The sequence below is a fragment of the Mesorhizobium erdmanii genome, from assembly GCF_013170725.1.
GTDB classification, from domain to species: Bacteria; Pseudomonadota; Alphaproteobacteria; order Rhizobiales; family Rhizobiaceae; genus Mesorhizobium; species Mesorhizobium erdmanii.
In genome coordinates this window covers 5,709,659-5,724,176 of the sequence record NZ_CP033361.1, presented here as the reverse complement: position 1 = coordinate 5,724,176, position 14,518 = coordinate 5,709,659, and the positions used below count along the sequence as shown (strand labels likewise).

At 64.4% G+C, this 14,518-nt stretch carries 14 protein-coding genes; 5 read left to right on the top strand and 9 right to left on the bottom strand.

What is annotated here, in order from left to right; all coding sequences use genetic code 11:
* Position 1: 1 nt before the first annotated feature.
* Complete coding sequence (xseA, locus tag EB233_RS27620; RefSeq protein ID WP_064989210.1) at positions 2–1,567, bottom strand: exodeoxyribonuclease VII large subunit; 1,566 nt, start codon at positions 1,565–1,567, stop codon at positions 2–4.
* Between the two features lie 78 nt (positions 1,568–1,645).
* A complete protein-coding gene (locus EB233_RS27615) occupies positions 1,646–2,602 on the bottom strand; it encodes a LysR substrate-binding domain-containing protein (RefSeq protein WP_027056198.1) in 957 nt (318 codons plus the stop codon).
* 177 nt (positions 2,603–2,779) lie between these two features.
* On the opposite strand from EB233_RS27615, the gene EB233_RS27610 reads away from it, so the two are divergent.
* Positions 2,780–3,070, top strand: coding sequence for a DUF1127 domain-containing protein (locus EB233_RS27610; protein WP_064989211.1), 291 nt, complete (start codon positions 2,780–2,782; stop codon positions 3,068–3,070).
* A 171-nt stretch (positions 3,071–3,241) separates the two neighbouring features.
* Here the strand turns inward: EB233_RS27610 and EB233_RS27605 are convergent, their stop codons facing one another.
* The 4 genes from EB233_RS27605 to EB233_RS27590 form a co-directional block, all read right to left on the bottom strand.
* On the bottom strand, positions 3,242–4,234 hold the full coding sequence (locus EB233_RS27605; protein ID WP_064989212.1) for a DUF937 domain-containing protein: 993 nt from the start codon (positions 4,232–4,234) through the stop codon (positions 3,242–3,244).
* Between the two features lie 77 nt (positions 4,235–4,311).
* Positions 4,312–5,685 carry a glutamate--cysteine ligase gene (locus EB233_RS27600; protein WP_027056195.1) on the bottom strand — a complete coding sequence of 458 codons (1,374 nt, stop codon included), beginning with the start codon at positions 5,683–5,685 and terminating at the stop codon, positions 4,312–4,314.
* Between the two features lie 144 nt (positions 5,686–5,829).
* Positions 5,830–6,564 (bottom strand): 16S rRNA (uracil(1498)-N(3))-methyltransferase, encoded by a 735-nt coding sequence (locus tag EB233_RS27595; protein ID WP_064989213.1) that lies wholly within the window; start codon positions 6,562–6,564, stop codon positions 5,830–5,832.
* 31 nt (positions 6,565–6,595) lie between these two features.
* A complete protein-coding gene (locus tag EB233_RS27590) occupies positions 6,596–7,243 on the bottom strand; it encodes a hypothetical protein (protein ID WP_064989214.1) in 648 nt (215 codons plus the stop codon).
* Positions 7,244–7,331: 88 nt separating this feature from the next.
* On the opposite strand from EB233_RS27590, the gene EB233_RS27585 reads away from it, so the two are divergent.
* Positions 7,332–8,030: a type 1 glutamine amidotransferase gene (locus EB233_RS27585; RefSeq protein ID WP_064989273.1), complete on the top strand. Its 699-nt coding sequence runs from the start codon at positions 7,332–7,334 to the stop codon at positions 8,028–8,030.
* 377 nt (positions 8,031–8,407) lie between these two features.
* Positions 8,408–8,548: a hypothetical protein gene (locus EB233_RS27580; protein ID WP_162034344.1), complete on the top strand. Its 141-nt coding sequence runs from the start codon at positions 8,408–8,410 to the stop codon at positions 8,546–8,548.
* A 31-nt stretch (positions 8,549–8,579) separates the two neighbouring features.
* Here EB233_RS27580 and EB233_RS27575 read toward each other — a convergent pair whose 3' ends face one another.
* Genes EB233_RS27575 through EB233_RS27565 form a run of 3 tightly spaced genes read right to left on the bottom strand, consistent with a single transcriptional unit; the run spans position 8,580 to position 11,336 of the window.
* The gene (locus tag EB233_RS27575; protein WP_064989215.1) at positions 8,580–9,347 is read right to left on the bottom strand and encodes a metallophosphoesterase family protein; all 768 of its coding nucleotides are present in this window, start codon (positions 9,345–9,347) and stop codon (positions 8,580–8,582) included.
* A 19-nt stretch (positions 9,348–9,366) separates the two neighbouring features.
* A complete protein-coding gene (locus EB233_RS27570; protein ID WP_027056190.1) occupies positions 9,367–10,521 on the bottom strand; it encodes an alpha-hydroxy acid oxidase in 1,155 nt (384 codons plus the stop codon).
* Positions 10,522–10,532: 11 nt separating this feature from the next.
* A complete protein-coding gene (locus EB233_RS27565) occupies positions 10,533–11,336 on the bottom strand; it encodes a FadR/GntR family transcriptional regulator (protein WP_064989216.1) in 804 nt (267 codons plus the stop codon).
* A 209-nt stretch (positions 11,337–11,545) separates the two neighbouring features.
* On the opposite strand from EB233_RS27565, the gene EB233_RS27560 reads away from it, so the two are divergent.
* Together EB233_RS27560 and EB233_RS27555 are read left to right on the top strand one after the other, a co-directional pair.
* Positions 11,546–12,868: a DUF3422 family protein gene (locus EB233_RS27560; protein ID WP_064989217.1), complete on the top strand. Its 1,323-nt coding sequence runs from the start codon at positions 11,546–11,548 to the stop codon at positions 12,866–12,868.
* A gap of 125 nt (positions 12,869–12,993) precedes the next feature.
* Positions 12,994–14,490 carry an FAD-linked oxidase C-terminal domain-containing protein gene (locus EB233_RS27555; protein WP_064989274.1) on the top strand — a complete coding sequence of 499 codons (1,497 nt, stop codon included), beginning with the start codon at positions 12,994–12,996 and terminating at the stop codon, positions 14,488–14,490.
* Positions 14,491–14,518: the final 28 nt, after the last annotated feature.

The following is a 14,518-nucleotide window of genomic DNA, read 5'->3' as shown; positions in this document are numbered from 1 at the left end:
ATCAGAACAGAGATCCCTGATTGCCGGGTTCTTTCGCCTTGACCGCCGGCCTGGCAACCGGCTTCGGCCGCGCCGCACCGCTGGTTGCCACCGCGTCCGCCGTCCCGTCCGCGAACTCCAGCGAAAGCACCATCCCCGACGCCACATCGGCGGCCTGCTTGATAACGGCGCCGTCGGCATCCTTCACCAGCGCGAAGCCGCGCGCCAGAACGGCCTTGTGCGAAAGCGTGGTCAACAGGCGCTCGGCCTGGCTCAACTGGCCACGCAGGCGTTCCAGCCGCAGCGAGATGACCCGATCCTGCCGTCTGGCGAGCGCCGCCAGTGTGTCGGCCTGCTGTTTCTGGCGGCGCGCGATCGGCGCCGGCGAGAGTCGCGCCGCGCTTCGCGCAAACCGCGTGCGTCGTTCGCGCACGATGGCAAAGAACGCCGCCTGCGCGCGGGCAAGGTCACGACCGGTCAGGGTGCGGGCCTCGTTCATGCGCCGTGACAGCGTGGCCGGCGTCAGCCTTTGGCCCTGAAGCCGTGCGCGCTTGCGATCGACACTGACTGACAAGCCACGGCCGAGCCTCGATGTCGCCTCGTCGAGGCGCCGGCGCGGCAGCGCCAGCAATTGATCGGGCGACGGCAGAGCGCGCGCCGCCGCACGTGCAGCCTGCCGCTTGCGTTCGAAATTGCGTGAGATGGCCGCCTTGAGCCTGGCGCCGAGGCTGGCCAGCGCCGCTTCGAGGTCGGCCTTCACCGGCACGGCGATTTCGGCGGCGCCCGTCGGTGTCGGCGCCCGCACATCCGCGACGAGGTCGATCAGTGTCCAGTCGGTCTCGTGGCCGACGGCGGAAATCACCGGAATGCCGGAGGCGGCGACGGCGCGGGCCAGCGCCTCATCGTTGAACCCCCACAGATCCTCGAGGCTGCCGCCGCCGCGCGCCACGATCAAGAGATCGGGACGCTGGATGGCACCATCCCAGGCCAGTGCGTTGAAGCCTGTGACGGCATTGGTCACTTCAACGCTCGCGGTCTCGCCCTGCACGCGCACCGGCCAGACCAGCACATGCAGCGGAAAGCGGTCCTTGATGCGATGGATGATGTCGCGGATGACGGACCCGGTCGGCGAGGTGACGACGCCTATGACGCGTGGCATGAAAGGCAGCCGGCGTTTGCGGCCGGCCTCGAAAAGCCCTTCCGCCTGCAGTCGGCGCTTGCGCTCTTCCAGCAGCGCCATCAGCGCCCCGGCGCCGGCAGGCTCCAGATTGTCGATGACGATCTGGTAGTTGGACTTGCCGGGATAGGTGGTGAGCTTGCCGGTGGCGATCACCTCCATCCCTTCCTCGGGGCGGAATTTCAGCCGGCTCATCGTGCCTTTCCACACCACCGCGTCGAGCCGGGCGCGGTCGTCCTTCAGCGCGAAATAGGCATGGCCTGAGGAGTGCGGGCCGCGATAGCCCGAGATTTCGCCGCGCACCCGCACATTGCCGAAGACGTCCTCGACCGTGCGTTTCAGCGCGCCGGAGATCTCGCTCACCGTGTATTCGGTGGCGTTGGTACGTGATTCGGTTGCTGCTTCGCTCATCGGTCGATTGGGGGCCGGTTGGCGCCTCACGTCAAGGCGCCCGTGTGGGGCCAGTGTGTCATGACCCCCTGATGCTTCCTACCAGCCGGGCAGGATCTGGTTCGGTCTCGTCCGCTTCATCTTGGCGAAGGCCAGGGCTGCGAAGTCGAATGATCCCGTCTCCTCGCCAAGCGGCACCGAGATGTTGTCCAGGCTCTCGGAGATGTGGCGGGCGAGCGCATCGACGATCTCCGGCCGCGAGGTCTGGCCGCGCATGATGCCGATGCGGCAGTCGGGCAGGGCGCCGAAGCCGTCGGCGTCGCCCAGCACCCGCATGCCGGGCCTGAGCGCGCATTCCGGCAGCACCGAGATCGCCAGGCCCGAAAGGACGGCGGCGGTGATCACGGTCGCCGAGAAGCTGGTGAACAGTATGCGGTAGTCGCGGTTCTGCTGGTCCAGCACATCGACGGCGGCGCGCCGCCAGATGCAGTTCGGCCGGCCAAAGGCCATCGGCAGCGTCACTTGTTCGTGCGTCGCATGGTTGGCCGAGGTGACCCACAGCAGCGGTTCGCGCCGCACCACTTCCGACTGGCCGCGCACGTCATTGTGCGTGACCAGCGCCAGGTCGAGATTGCCGCGCTTGATATGCTCGACCAGCCCCGGCGTCGGCTCGCAGATCACGGTCAGTTCGACGCGCGGATTGGAGCGCGTGAAACGCGCCATGATCTCCGGTAGGAAACGGTCGGCATAGTCGTCCGGCGTGCCGATGCGGATCGTGCCCTCGAGCCGCTGGTCGTCGAAGGCGGCGAGCGTTTCGCGGTTGAGGTAAAGCAGCCGCCTTGCATAGGAAAGCAGCTTGTCGCCTTCCTCGGTCAGTTTGTTGGTGCGCCCTTCCTTCTCGAACAGCGGCTTGCCGATCCGCTCCTCTAGCCGGCGCATCTGCATCGACACCGCCGATTGCGTGCGCAGCACCTCTTCGGCCGCCCGCGTGAAGCTGCCGGTGTCGGCAATCGAGATGAAGGTCTGCAACTGATCGAGATCGAGCGGCGCTTTCATCGGCATGATCCATCACTGGTGTTGATGCTAAAGATTAGAAACATTCGTTGGATTAATCAATCGGCTGATGGCAAATTGGCATTGTCCACATGAAGGCATGTGAATTGGGACCGGAGCGGCCGCTGTCATCGGCGTCGCTGGGCTGGTTTCGTCCGTTCGAGTCTGAAGGAGACCGACATGACCACGATCGATTTCGCCACCGAGACCTCGCGCATCACCTCGCGTCCGGCCGTTGCGATGCGCGTGGCCAATACCGTCGTCAATTTCTACCGCGCCTGGAAAAACCGTCGCGCCTTCTACCGTCTTGGCGAGATGTCGGACGCCGAGCTTGCCGATATCGGCCTTACGCGCGCCGACCTGCATGTGGCCATAGACGTGCCGTTCGGCCGCGACCCGACGGCGATCCTGCGTGAAATCGCCAGCGATCGTGTCGAGACGATCGAGGACATCGCCCGCAAGGTGGCCTGATCGTCAGAGTTTCGGTCCTGTTGAACCTTTTCGGGGTTCAGCGCGACCAAGGTTCATGCAGGCTCCCACTCCCTGCCGGTTCCCCGCCGGCCCGCCTGCACGCTGCCCGGTCCTCCCAAGGACCGGGCTTTTCTTTTTTGGCTTTATCGGAAATGGCCACTGGCCCGGCACCTACCGCCGGTCCATATCTCGCTTGAATTGGTCGAAGATCGTCTCCACGCCCTTCTGGTATTCGTCACGCTGCTGGGCGCCGGTCTCGAACATCTTGCCGAAGATATCGTCGAACGGATTCCTCGGCTTGCCGCTCGGGTTGGCCTGCGGCTGCGGTGCCTGAGGCTGCGGCGCCGGCTGCCCACCAGGCATGCCGAGGCCACCGCCGCCACGCAGCATCTCTTCGAAGATTTTGCCCAGCGGGTTGTCGCCATAGGGGCTTTGCGTCTGTTGCGGCTGCTGCTGCGTCCGGCCTTGTGGCTGCGGGGCGCCGCCACCGAACATGTCCTGCAGCACCTTGCCCAACGGATTGTCACCATAGGGATTGGGTGCTGGCTGCGGCTGGCTTTGCGGCTGTGGGGCACCCCCGCCGAACATGTCCTGCAAGACCTTGCCAAGCGGGTTGTCCATCGGGGTCTGCGGCGGCGGTGCCTGCGGAGCCGGCGCCTGCATGCCGCCTTGTCGCATCATCTGCTCGATGATCTCACCAAGTGGATTGTTGCCGCCGCCAAAACCGCCGGCGGCCTGCATCTGATTTGTCGTCTGCTTGAACAGGCCACCCATCACCATCGAGGCGATCGCCGGCAGCATCTGCTGCAGGATCTGCTGGCTGACGCCGCTTGCTTGCGCCGCCTGGTTGGCCACGGCGCGTGACAGGTCCTTCGAGCCGAACAGATGTCCGAGAATGCCATTGCCTTCGTCGACGCCTTGCGCCGAGAAGGCCCGGGTCGCGTCCTCGAAATACTTGGCGTGCTGGCCGCTTGCCATCGCCGTCATGAAGGCGCCGAGCCCGTAGGGATCGGCGGTGTTGCGTTGCAGCCCCTGCGAGAAGGCCGGCAGCAGGGCGGCGACCGCCGCCTGTGTCTGCTGCATCGAAAGCCCGTATTGCTGGGCAAGCGCCTGCATGCCGTTGCCGTTCTGGGCCTGCGCCAGCATGTCGAACAAGGTAGGCATCGGCTTCTCCTCCTGAATTCCTCGGAGGAGAGCCTAATTCGTTTCAACGCTCGATTGAAGCGGCTTTTGCCGCAGGGCTAGTAGGCGTATTCCATGAACACCGGCTCGATCGAGCCGCCCCAGCGCGTGTGGTAGGCCGAAAGCATCTCCTCGGCGCTGGTGGTGCCGCGCGCTACCACTTCGTCCAAAGTGTTGAGGAACGAGGTTTCGTCATAGCCGTCGCGGTTCTTCTTGCCGCGATTTTTCAACCCGGTGCGCGAAATGGCCATGACGTCGCGTGCGATCTCGCGCAGCGTGGTGTTGCGGAAGGGCGCGGCAATGCCGAGTTCCGGCACAGCGTTGCGCATGGCCAGCACTTCCTTGTAGGTCCAACTCGCGGTCAGCGCCTCCGCCGCATCGAGTGCCGCCTCGTCATAGAGCAGCCCGACCCAGAAGGCAGGCAACGCGCAGATGCGACGCCACGGTCCGCCGTCGGCCCCGCGCATTTCCAGGAACCGCTTCAGCCGTACGTCGGGGAACAGCGTCGACAAATGGTTCGCCCAGTCGCCCATCGTTGGCAGCCCGTCCGGCACTTCGTTTCGGGCGGCACCGGCCATGAACTGGCGGAAGGTGATGTGCGTCATGTCGTGATAGCGGCCGTCGCGGATGACGAAATACATCGGCACGTCGAGCGCCCATTCGACATAGTCGGCGAACCCGAAATCGGGCGAGAAACAGAATTCGAGCAGGCCCGAGCGCTGGTTGTCGGTGTCGCGCCAGATGTCGCCGCGCCAGCTTTGCAGGCCGTTCGGCCGGCTCTCGGTGAAGGGTGAGTTGGCGAACAGCGCCGTCGACAGCGGCTGCAGCTTCAGCGACACCTGCATCTTGCGACGCATGTCGGCTTCGCTCTCGAAGTCGAGGTTCACCTGGATCGTGCAGGTGCGGTACATCATGTCGAGACCCTTGGTGCCGACCTTGGGCATGTAGCGCGTCATGATCTCATAGCGCGACTTCGGCATTTTAGGCGTCTCGGCCAGCGACCATTTCGGGCTGCCGCCGAGGCCGAGGAAGCGGATGCCCATCGGCTCGGCGATCTCGCGCACCTGTGCCAGATGCGCATTGCCCTCGCGGCAGGTCTGATGGATCGTCTCCAGCGGCGCGCCGGAAAGCTCGAACTGGCCGCCGGGCTCGAGCGAGATCGCGCCCTGTCCAGTCGGCTCGACCAGGCCGATGATGCGGCCATCGTCGATGATCGGATCCCAGCCGAGCTTTGTCTGCATGCCTTCGAGGATGGCGCGGATGCCGCGCTCGCCGCCATACGGGACCGGCGCGTTGCCATCGACATAGAAGGGAAACTTCTCGTGCTCGGTACCGATGCGCCATTTGTCGCGCGGTTTGTTGCCCTCGGCCAGGTGCTCGACGAGTTCGTCGACGCCTTCGATCGGCCGGAAATCGGTTGTGTCGCGCGCCATCACTGTGCCCTCAGAGGCGGTCGGATGACCGCCGGCGGTAGATGGACGAAATGTTAGCAGCCGATCAAGCGAAAAATCCTGAGCCACAGGTCAAGAGGAATTGAAGGCCACGATCCGGGCCGCCTCCTTGCAAGAAAAGCAGTCCTACCAGTCTCCGACAGTTGCCTGCATCACCGCAAGGGCGGCCACGGCCGCGGTGTCGGCGCGCAGGATGCGTGGTCCGAGCGGAATGGCGGTCACGAAGGGAAGGGCGCGCAACATCTTGCGCTCGTCGTCGGAAAAGCCGCCCTCGGGCCCGACCAGCAGCCCGAGTTTCTTCTCCTTAATGGCCTGCAAGGCCGGCAGCGGATTGTTGGTCGAGGCATCCTCGTCGCAGAAGACCAGCCGCCGCTCCTTGTCCCAGCCGGTCAACAGGCGCTCGAACTTTTCCGCCTCGCGAAGCTGAGGCACCGCTAGGATGCCGCATTGTTCGGCCGCCTCGACGACATTGGCACGCAATCGGTCGATGGACGGCTTGGCCACTTGCGTGTGCTGGGTGATGACCGGTTGCAGGATCCCGGCGCCCATCTCGACCGCCTTCTGCACAAGATAATCCAGCCGGCCCTGCTTCAACGGCGCGAAACAGTAGATGAGGTCGGGCAGGGGCGGTTGCGGCCGCTGCGATGCCAACACCCTGAGTTTGACTGCTTTCTTCGACTTCGCCGCGATGGCCGCCGACCATTCGCCATCGCGGCCATTGAAGACCAGGATTTCCGCGCCTTCGGCGAGCCGCAGGACATGCATGAGATAATGGCTCTGCTGCTGCCCGGCATCGAACTCCACATCGGGCGCGAGGTCGTCAGGCACGAACAGGCGTTGCATCTTGTAATTGGCGCGCATCGCCGAGGAATGGGCGAGCCGGCCGCCGGCGTCAAGTCTCGGCGGACGGGTGCCACACCGGCCGGAAGCCATGACGCAGGACATCGAGCGTCGTTGCTGGAGTGAGCAGCGAAAGTGTCTTTTCGTCCAGGGAGCCGAAATCGGCGGGTGGGCCGTACCCGGCAAATGACCAACGCAGTGCCTTGCCACCGCGCAGGGCATAGGCCGTGCCGCCATTCGCAACCATGGTGCCGTCCGGCAGGTCGCGAAAGTCTTCAACGACAACGACAGTTGGCTTGCCGCCGGACGCCAGCCGTTCCCTGTGCAGCCGTTTGTCGACCTGGGGCGCGCGCGGCTCGGCGATGCCGAAGGCTTCGCCGAAGCGGCCGACAAAATCCTTGGCCCGTTCGCGCTGACAGAAAAAGCAGGGGCGATGTCCGGCGGCCAGCGCCGTCACTTCGTCGAGGAAGAACAGCTCTGTCCAACCAGCCTTGCCGCCGGCACGATTTCTGCCCATCGGCTCGCGCCGCACATTGCGGAATTGGCATACGCAGATAATCCAGGCCTGAAGCGCCCAGCGCTTCCTCAGCAGCGTCCTGGTCTCGGGATCGTGGATGATGCCGCGATTGCCCGTGAACAGGCCGCGTTCGGGCACGGCGTGGATGGCGCCGAACGGATCGACCCGGTTCTGCAGTGGCATAGTTTTCTCCCCGAACACGCTTCTTGGCTGCGATATGGACAGCATGATATCGCTCGTCCCGTCATTTTCATGTCAGCAGGATTTTGCGATGCGGGTGCTGGTGGTCCAGAACTACGACAATACCGGCCTCGGCCAGGTCGGTGCGGCACTTGCGGAAGCGGGCGCCGATCTCGACGTGCGCCTTCCCTACAAAGGCGATCCGCTGCCGGACGACGCCGCCGGGCACGATGCCATGGTGGTGCTCGGTGGCGGCCAGAATGCGTTGGCCGATGATGAGTATCCCTATTTCCCCGCACTGCTCGAACTCACCCGTGATTTCGCCGGGAAGGACCGCGCGGTACTCGGCATCTGCCTTGGCAGCCAACTCGTCGCCCGGGCCTTCGGCGGTGAGAACCGCATCGGCGGCGCCAATGAATTCGGCTGGCGCGGCGTGTCGCTGACGCCGGACGCCAAGGCCGATCCTGTGCTGGGTGCGCTGCCGGAGAAATTTCCGATCTTCCAGTGGCATGACGACACGTTCGTGCTGCCGCAAAACGCCATCCGGCTCGCCGGCAACGATGTCGCCGAAAACCAGGCGTTTCGCGTCGGTCGTGCCGTTTATGGCTTCCAGTTCCATTTCGAGGCCGACCGGCCCATGGTGAAGGACTGGAGCACCGCGTTCGCGCCGACCATCGCCGCGCTGCATCCCGACTGGGAGGACAAGCTCGACGGCGAAATGGCCCGCAACGGTCCCGACGCCGATGCCGCCGGCCTGGCGATAGCCCGCGCCTGGGTGGCCACGATCTAATGCATATCGCCCAAAAGTCGCTCCGGTTTGGGCGAACGACATGCATAAAGCACCGAAAGCGCGGCGCATCTATCCGTTAATACGCGACGCCCTTTAGGAGCCTGCCCTCGCGCTCCGCGTGACATTATTGGCACGAAGCCGTGAAACCGGTTGGGGAAAACCCCTTTCATCCTTGGCTTGTGTTCGCCCGCCATCCTAGAAGGCGCGCGCTCTGCATCGGCTGTGCAACCGCGATGAACCTTTTATGTGACCCGTGCGACACACCTCCGATACAGAACGCGCTTAGAAGCGCGAAATCGTCGAAACTTTGAAGCGAATTCTCCGTTTCAACGCATTGGTAACCGCCTGGTGCACAGATGCAGGAAGCTCAACAAGAGATGACGTCCGTGAAAGCAGCGCTTCTGTCCTTTGCCATGTTGTCCGCCATCGTGCTGTGCGGCCTAGGTATCTATTCCGCCGATGCCGCCAACAACCATAACGCCGTCGACGGCTACGGCGTCACCGCCTCGCTTCGCTAAAGCCGGCTGGCGGCGCCTCCTGCGGCGCGGCTCAGGCTTCCTTTATCGCCATTTCCAGGATGCGTTTGTCCGCACCGTCGACGACGAGCGCGGTCAGCATGCCTGATTGCCAGGCAAGCGTGTCGACATTGACGCGGTTGGCCATCACTTCCGCCTCGGGGACGGGCGTGTGGCCGTGCACCACGATCTTCGGGAACAAGCCGGTGTGATCATGGAAAACGTCGCGGATCCAGATCAGGTCCTGCGGGTCTTGCTTGTCCAGCGCAATGCCCGGCCTGATGCCGGCATGGCAGAAGAAGAAGTCGCCTGATGTCAATGAGAACGGCAGCGAGCGCAGGAAATCGACATGGCCTGCAGGCATCGCCTCGAGCAGCGCCGCATGTCCCCGTTTGATCGTCTCCGTCTTGCCGAACCAGCTGGCATCGGCGGTGAGCGACACGCCATAGGAAAGCGCCGTCTGGACGCCGCCATAGCGCATGAACAGCCCTTCCGGATCGGGGGTCCGGAGAAAGTCGAGAAAGCCGATGTCGTGATTGCCGGCCAGCATCAGATGGCGCGGATCGCGTTCTCGCGCCGCGATCAGAAAATCGATCACACCCTTGGAATCCGGCCCGCGGTCGACATAGTCGCCGAGGTGGATCACCCGCCAGTCGCGAACCGGTTTCCACTCCAGCTCGCTCTCGATCCGCTTGTGCATGGCGGCCAGCAGATCGAGCCGGCCATGGACGTCGCCGATTGCATAGAGACGCACACCCTCCGGCCCGTGCGCGTCGAGAAAATGGATGCCGGTTTCCGCCAACGCCTCGTGGTCTCCGTGGTCAGGCCGTCACCGGACCCTGGCGCCGGAGCTGGTCCTTCCCCATGTCGGTGACCAGACGCTTTCCGCACAGCGCCAGCGTGATGTCCATCTCCTTGCGGATGATTTCCAACGCTTTGGTAACCCCTTCCTTGCCGAGAGCGCCGAGGCCGTAAAGAAATGGCCGGCCGATATAGGTGCCCTTGGCGCCGAGGCATAGCGCCTTCAGCACATCCTGTCCGGAGCGGATGCCCCCATCCATATGCACTTCGATCTGGTCCCCGACCGCATCGGCGATCTCCTCCAGCGCCATGATCGAGGACGACGCGCCATCGAGCTGGCGGCCGCCATGGTTGGAAACCACGATCGCGTCGGCGCCGGTCTTGGCCGCCATCAGCGCATCCTCCTTGTCGAGAATGCCTTTTAGGATCAACTTGCCGCCCCAGCGTTCCTTGATCCAGGCGACATCCTTCCACGACAGCTGCGGGTCGAACTGCTCCGTTGTCCACGACGACAGCGACGAGACGTCGCCGACACCCTTGGCGTGGCCGACGATGTTGCGGAAGGTGCGTCGCTTGGTGCCGGCTATGCCCAGGCACCAGCGCGGCTTCGAGGCCAGGTCGATGATGTTGGCCAGCGTCATCTTGGGCGGTGCCGAAAGCCCGTTGCGGACATCCTTGTGCCGCTGGCCGAGGATCTGCAGGTCGAGCGTAAGCACCAGCGCCGAGCATTTCGCCGCCTTCGCCCGATCGATCAGATCGAGCACGAAATCCTTGTCGCGCAGCACATAGAGCTGGAACCAGAACGGCTTCTTCGTCACCGAGGCGACATCCTCGATCGAGCAGATGCTCATCGTCGACAGGGTGAAGGGCACGCCGAATTCCTCGGCCGCCCGAGCGGCCAGCATCTCGCCATCGGCGTGTTGCATGCCGGTCATGCCGGTCGGCGCCAGCGCCACGGGCATCGACACTTTCTCGCCGATCATGGTCGATTCCAGCGAGCGGTTGCTCATGTCGACCAGCACGCGCTGGCGGAACTTGATCTTCTGGAAGTCTTCCTCGTTGGCCCGATAGGTGCTCTCGGTCCACGCGCCCGAATCGGCATAGTCGAAAAACATCTTCGGCACGCGCCGGCGGGCGAGGTCCTTAAGGTCTGCAATGGTGAGAATCTCGCTCATGGTGGTCCCCTCTAGGAGCGTCTGCGTGCTGGTTCGGTATCGCCGGCTTCCAAGCGCTGCCGCAGCCGCAGCCGCGACACGCGTTGCCAGTCGCCGCTGCGCTCGGCTTCGGTCATCGACCGCTCGACATAGGTCATGTGGTCCATCGCCGCCTGGCGGGCGCCGGCCGGATCGCCGGCCTTGACCGCCGCATGGATCGCCTTGTGCTGCGCCAGCAGCGCCTCGCGCGCGCCAGGCACGGTGAAGACCAGCAGCCGGTTCTGGAATACGCCTTCCGACAAAAGCCTGTAGCATGAGCGCAGCGTGTGCAAGAGCAGGATGTTGTGCGCGCATTCGCAGATCGCCTGATGGAATTCGACGTCGATCTCGGCCTCGTCGTCGAAATCGCCGGTGCGGTGTGCCTCGTCCATGCGCGCCATGATCCGGTCGAGCAGAGCAAGGTCTTCCGGGGTGGCGCGCCGCGCCGCATATTCGGCGGCTATGCCTTCGATCTCGCGGCGATACTCCAGGTAATCGGCCACAGCCTTGCGATGCATCGAGATCAGGTCCGCCACCGGCTTGGCGAACAACTGGCCGATAATGTCGGCGACATGTGTGCCGCCGCCGGCCTTGGTCGTCAGCAGCCCGCGCCCCTCCAGCGCCTTGAGCGCATCGCGCAGGATCGGCCGCGACACGTCGAACTGGCGTGCCAGCTCGCGTTCGCCCGGCAGCCGGTCGCCGGTGCGCAGCACGCCTTCGAGGATGAGGCTCTCGATCTGCTGCACCACCTCGTCGGCGGTGCGCGAATGCTCGATCCTGGAAAAAATGTCGCTCAACAGGTGTGCCTGGAAGGTGAACCGCTGTCGCGCAGGATAAAGCCTGCGTCGCCAACTGGTCAAATTATTTATCCAATTGGCCGAAGCGCGTCGGTTTCGCCGCCCAAGGCTGTATCATCTTCGGCTAACTTTGCCGTTTGCGTCCTCAGGGGATTGGCCCTAGAGGGACGCGAACACAAGAGGGTTCACAGAAACCCGGGGGACAAGCCGTGTCAGACGACCCGTCCAATCTCGAGTTCCAGCCGCGCGCCAAGGGCAGCGTCATGGGTTTCCCCGCGCATGAGGGCCGGCCTGGTGCGCTGGGAGAGGTGCACGCCCGGCCGCATCCGCTGATCGACAAGCCGCGCGTCCTGGTGCAACTCGCTTTCATGACCGAGGGCGGCTCCGGCGTCGACCATGCCGTGCTTTCCGAACTGTCGCGGCGCCTCGGCATTGCCGCACCCGACCGCCAGGCCCGTCACCACGCCATGAAATGGGGCAAGGGCTCGCTGCGCTGGGAGCGGCATACGGAATTCTCGACCTATCTGTGGGAAGGGCCGCTTTCCGAAAGCGGCAGGGCGCAGGAGGATACCCCCTTCGGCAACGGCTTTTCGCCGCCGGGCACCGTCATCTCGGGCATCCGGCTCGAAATCCGCAAATGGACGCAGGCAAGCGAGCGGCTGATCGCCGCTTTCGACCCGACCAGCCTGTGCTATTCGCTGGTCGAGCGCGGCAATGCCGCCATCGTTACCGACTTCCGCCAGGACGGCGACGGCATGACCCGCATATTGGTGCTTGATCGCGGCCTGACGCCGGCGCGCACCGGAGCGCTGTCGCAACGGCTGATCGACATCGAGACCTACCGGACGCTGGCCATGCTTGGCCTGCCGCTGGCGCTGACCTTGTCGGGCCGCGCCCGCCGCATCGAGGACAGGTTGGCGCAGACCACGCTGGAAATGAAGGTCGCCGAGACCCGCGATAGCCAGACTTTGCTGGCCGACCTGACCGAACTTGCCGCCGAACTTGAGGCCGACGCCGCATCCAGCCTCTACCGTTTTGGCGCCAGCCGTGCCTATGACGGTATCGTCGTCGAGCGGCTGGAGGCGCTCGAGGAAGAGGCCGTGCCCGGCTACGACACCTGGGGTGGCTTCCTGCAACGCCGCGTTGCACCAGCCATGCGCACCTGCCGCTCGGTCGAGGAGCGGCAAGCCAATCTGTCGCGAAAGCTGACCCGTGCCACGACGCTGCTCCGCACATGGGTCGATGTCGAGGTCGAGAAGCAAAACCGCGACCTGCTCGCGTCGATGAACAATCGCGCCCGCCTGCAACTGCGTCTGCAGCAGACCGTCGAAGGCCTCTCGGTCGCCGCCGTCTCCTACTATGTCGTCGGCCTTATCGGCTACGTCGCCAAGGGCGCCTCGGTCTTCGGCCATGCTTTCGCGCCCGAGGTCGTCACCGCGGCCTCCGTGCCGGTCGCCATCCTGCTGGTCTGGTGGGGCGTGCGCCGTGTGCGCCAGATGCATTCCGAGCCGGCGAAGCACCCGGGCGAATAGCGGCAGATTGCCGCTGCGGAAGCTTGTCGCGACCCTGATACCGGTTGATCCATCGCCTCAGCATTTGCAAACAATGCGCCTCACTGGTAAAAGATTTTGACCAGTCAAGAAAAATGAGGCTGCTGATGTCCGGTCTGGCCATGCCGAAACCAGACGACGCCACGCTGCGCCGGCGCGACGAGATCGTTGCCGACATGCGCATCATCGTGCCGGGCGAGGGCGTGGTCGACGCGGCCAATGCCATGCGCGCCTTCGAGAGCGATGGCCTGACCGCCTATCGGCAATTGCCGCTTGTCGTCGTGCTGCCCGAAACGGTGGCGCAGGTTTCCCGGGTCCTGAAATACTGCAACGACCGCAACATCCGCGTCGTGCCGCGCGGCTCCGGCACCTCGCTGTCGGGCGGCGCGCTGCCGCTCGAAGATGCGGTGCTGCTGGTGATGAGCCGCTTCAACCGCATCCTTGCGATCGATTTTCCCAACCGCATCGTCGTCGCCCAGCCGGGCGTCACCAATCTCGGCATCACCACCGCCGTCGAGCAGGAGGGCTTTTACTACGCCCCCGATCCATCCTCCCAGATCGCCTGTTCGATCGGCGGCAATGTCGCGGAAAATTCCGGCGGCGTGCACTGCCTGAAATACGGCCTCACCGCCAACAATGTGCTCGGCATCGAGATGGTGCTGATGAATGGCGAGGTGGTGCGGCTTGGCGGCAGCCATCTCGACGCCGAAGGCTACGACCTGCTCGGTGTTATGACCGGTTCCGAAGGCCTGCTTGGCGTCGTCACCGAGGTCACGGTCCGCATCCTCAAGAAACCGGAGACGGCGCGCGCCCTGCTGATCGGCTTCCCGACCAGCGAGCAGGGCGGCCAGTGCGTCGCCGACATCATCGGCGCCGGCATCATTCCGGGCGGCATGGAAATGATGGACCGGCCGGCGATCCATGCGGCGGAAGATTTCGTCCATGCCGGCTATCCCCTCGATGTCGAGGCACTGCTGATCGTCGAACTCGATGGGCCGGGCGTCGAGGTCGATCACCTCATCACCGCGGTCGAGGCGATCGCCATAGGCAATGGCTCGACCACCTGTCGGATCTCGCAGTCCGAGCAGGAGCGGCTGAGTTTCTGGGCTGGCCGCAAGGCGGCCTTCCCGGCGGTCGGCCGCATCTCACCCGATTATTACTGCATGGACGGCACCATCCCGCGCAAGGAACTGCCGCGCGTGCTCGCCGGCATGCGTGAGCTGTCGGAAAAATACGGGCTCGGCGTCGCCAATGTCTTCCATGCCGGCGACGGCAATCTGCACCCGTTGATCCTCTACGACGCCAATGTGCCGGGCGAACTCGACAAGGCCGAAAGTTTTGGCGCCGACATATTGCGGCTCTGCGTCAAGGTCGGCGGCGTGCTGACAGGCGAGCACGGGGTGGGGGTCGAGAAACGCGACCTGATGCCGGAAATGTTCAACCAGGTCGACCTCGACCAACAGATGCGCGTCAAATGCGCCTTCGACCCCAACCACCTGCTCAATCCGGGAAAAGTGTTCCCGCAATTGCGGCGCTGCGCCGAACTCGGCCGCATGCATGTGCACCGGGGGCAGGTGGCATTTCCGGACATTCCGAGGTTTTGATGGGGGTTCAAATTCGCTCGTTGGCGCT

Coding starts and splice junctions, on each gene's coding strand:
- EB233_RS27615 (WP_027056198.1), bottom strand. CDS start 2,602: ATGAAAGCGCCGCTCGATCTCGATCAGTTGCAGACCTTCATCTCGATT.
- xseA (WP_064989210.1), bottom strand. CDS start 1,567: ATGAGCGAAGCAGCAACCGAATCACGTACCAACGCCACCGAATACACG.
- EB233_RS27600 (WP_027056195.1), bottom strand. CDS start 5,685: ATGGCGCGCGACACAACCGATTTCCGGCCGATCGAAGGCGTCGACGAA.
- EB233_RS27590 (WP_064989214.1), bottom strand. CDS start 7,243: ATGCCACTGCAGAACCGGGTCGATCCGTTCGGCGCCATCCACGCCGTG.
- EB233_RS27580 (WP_162034344.1), top strand. CDS start 8,408: ATGACGTCCGTGAAAGCAGCGCTTCTGTCCTTTGCCATGTTGTCCGCC.
- EB233_RS27595 (WP_064989213.1), bottom strand. CDS start 6,564: ATGCGCGCCAATTACAAGATGCAACGCCTGTTCGTGCCTGACGACCTC.
- EB233_RS27610 (WP_064989211.1), top strand. CDS start 2,780: ATGACCACGATCGATTTCGCCACCGAGACCTCGCGCATCACCTCGCGT.
- EB233_RS27555 (WP_064989274.1), top strand. CDS start 12,994: ATGTCCGGTCTGGCCATGCCGAAACCAGACGACGCCACGCTGCGCCGG.
- EB233_RS27585 (WP_064989273.1), top strand. CDS start 7,332: ATGCGGGTGCTGGTGGTCCAGAACTACGACAATACCGGCCTCGGCCAG.
- EB233_RS27570 (WP_027056190.1), bottom strand. CDS start 10,521: ATGAGCGAGATTCTCACCATTGCAGACCTTAAGGACCTCGCCCGCCGG.
- EB233_RS27605 (WP_064989212.1), bottom strand. CDS start 4,234: ATGCCTACCTTGTTCGACATGCTGGCGCAGGCCCAGAACGGCAACGGC.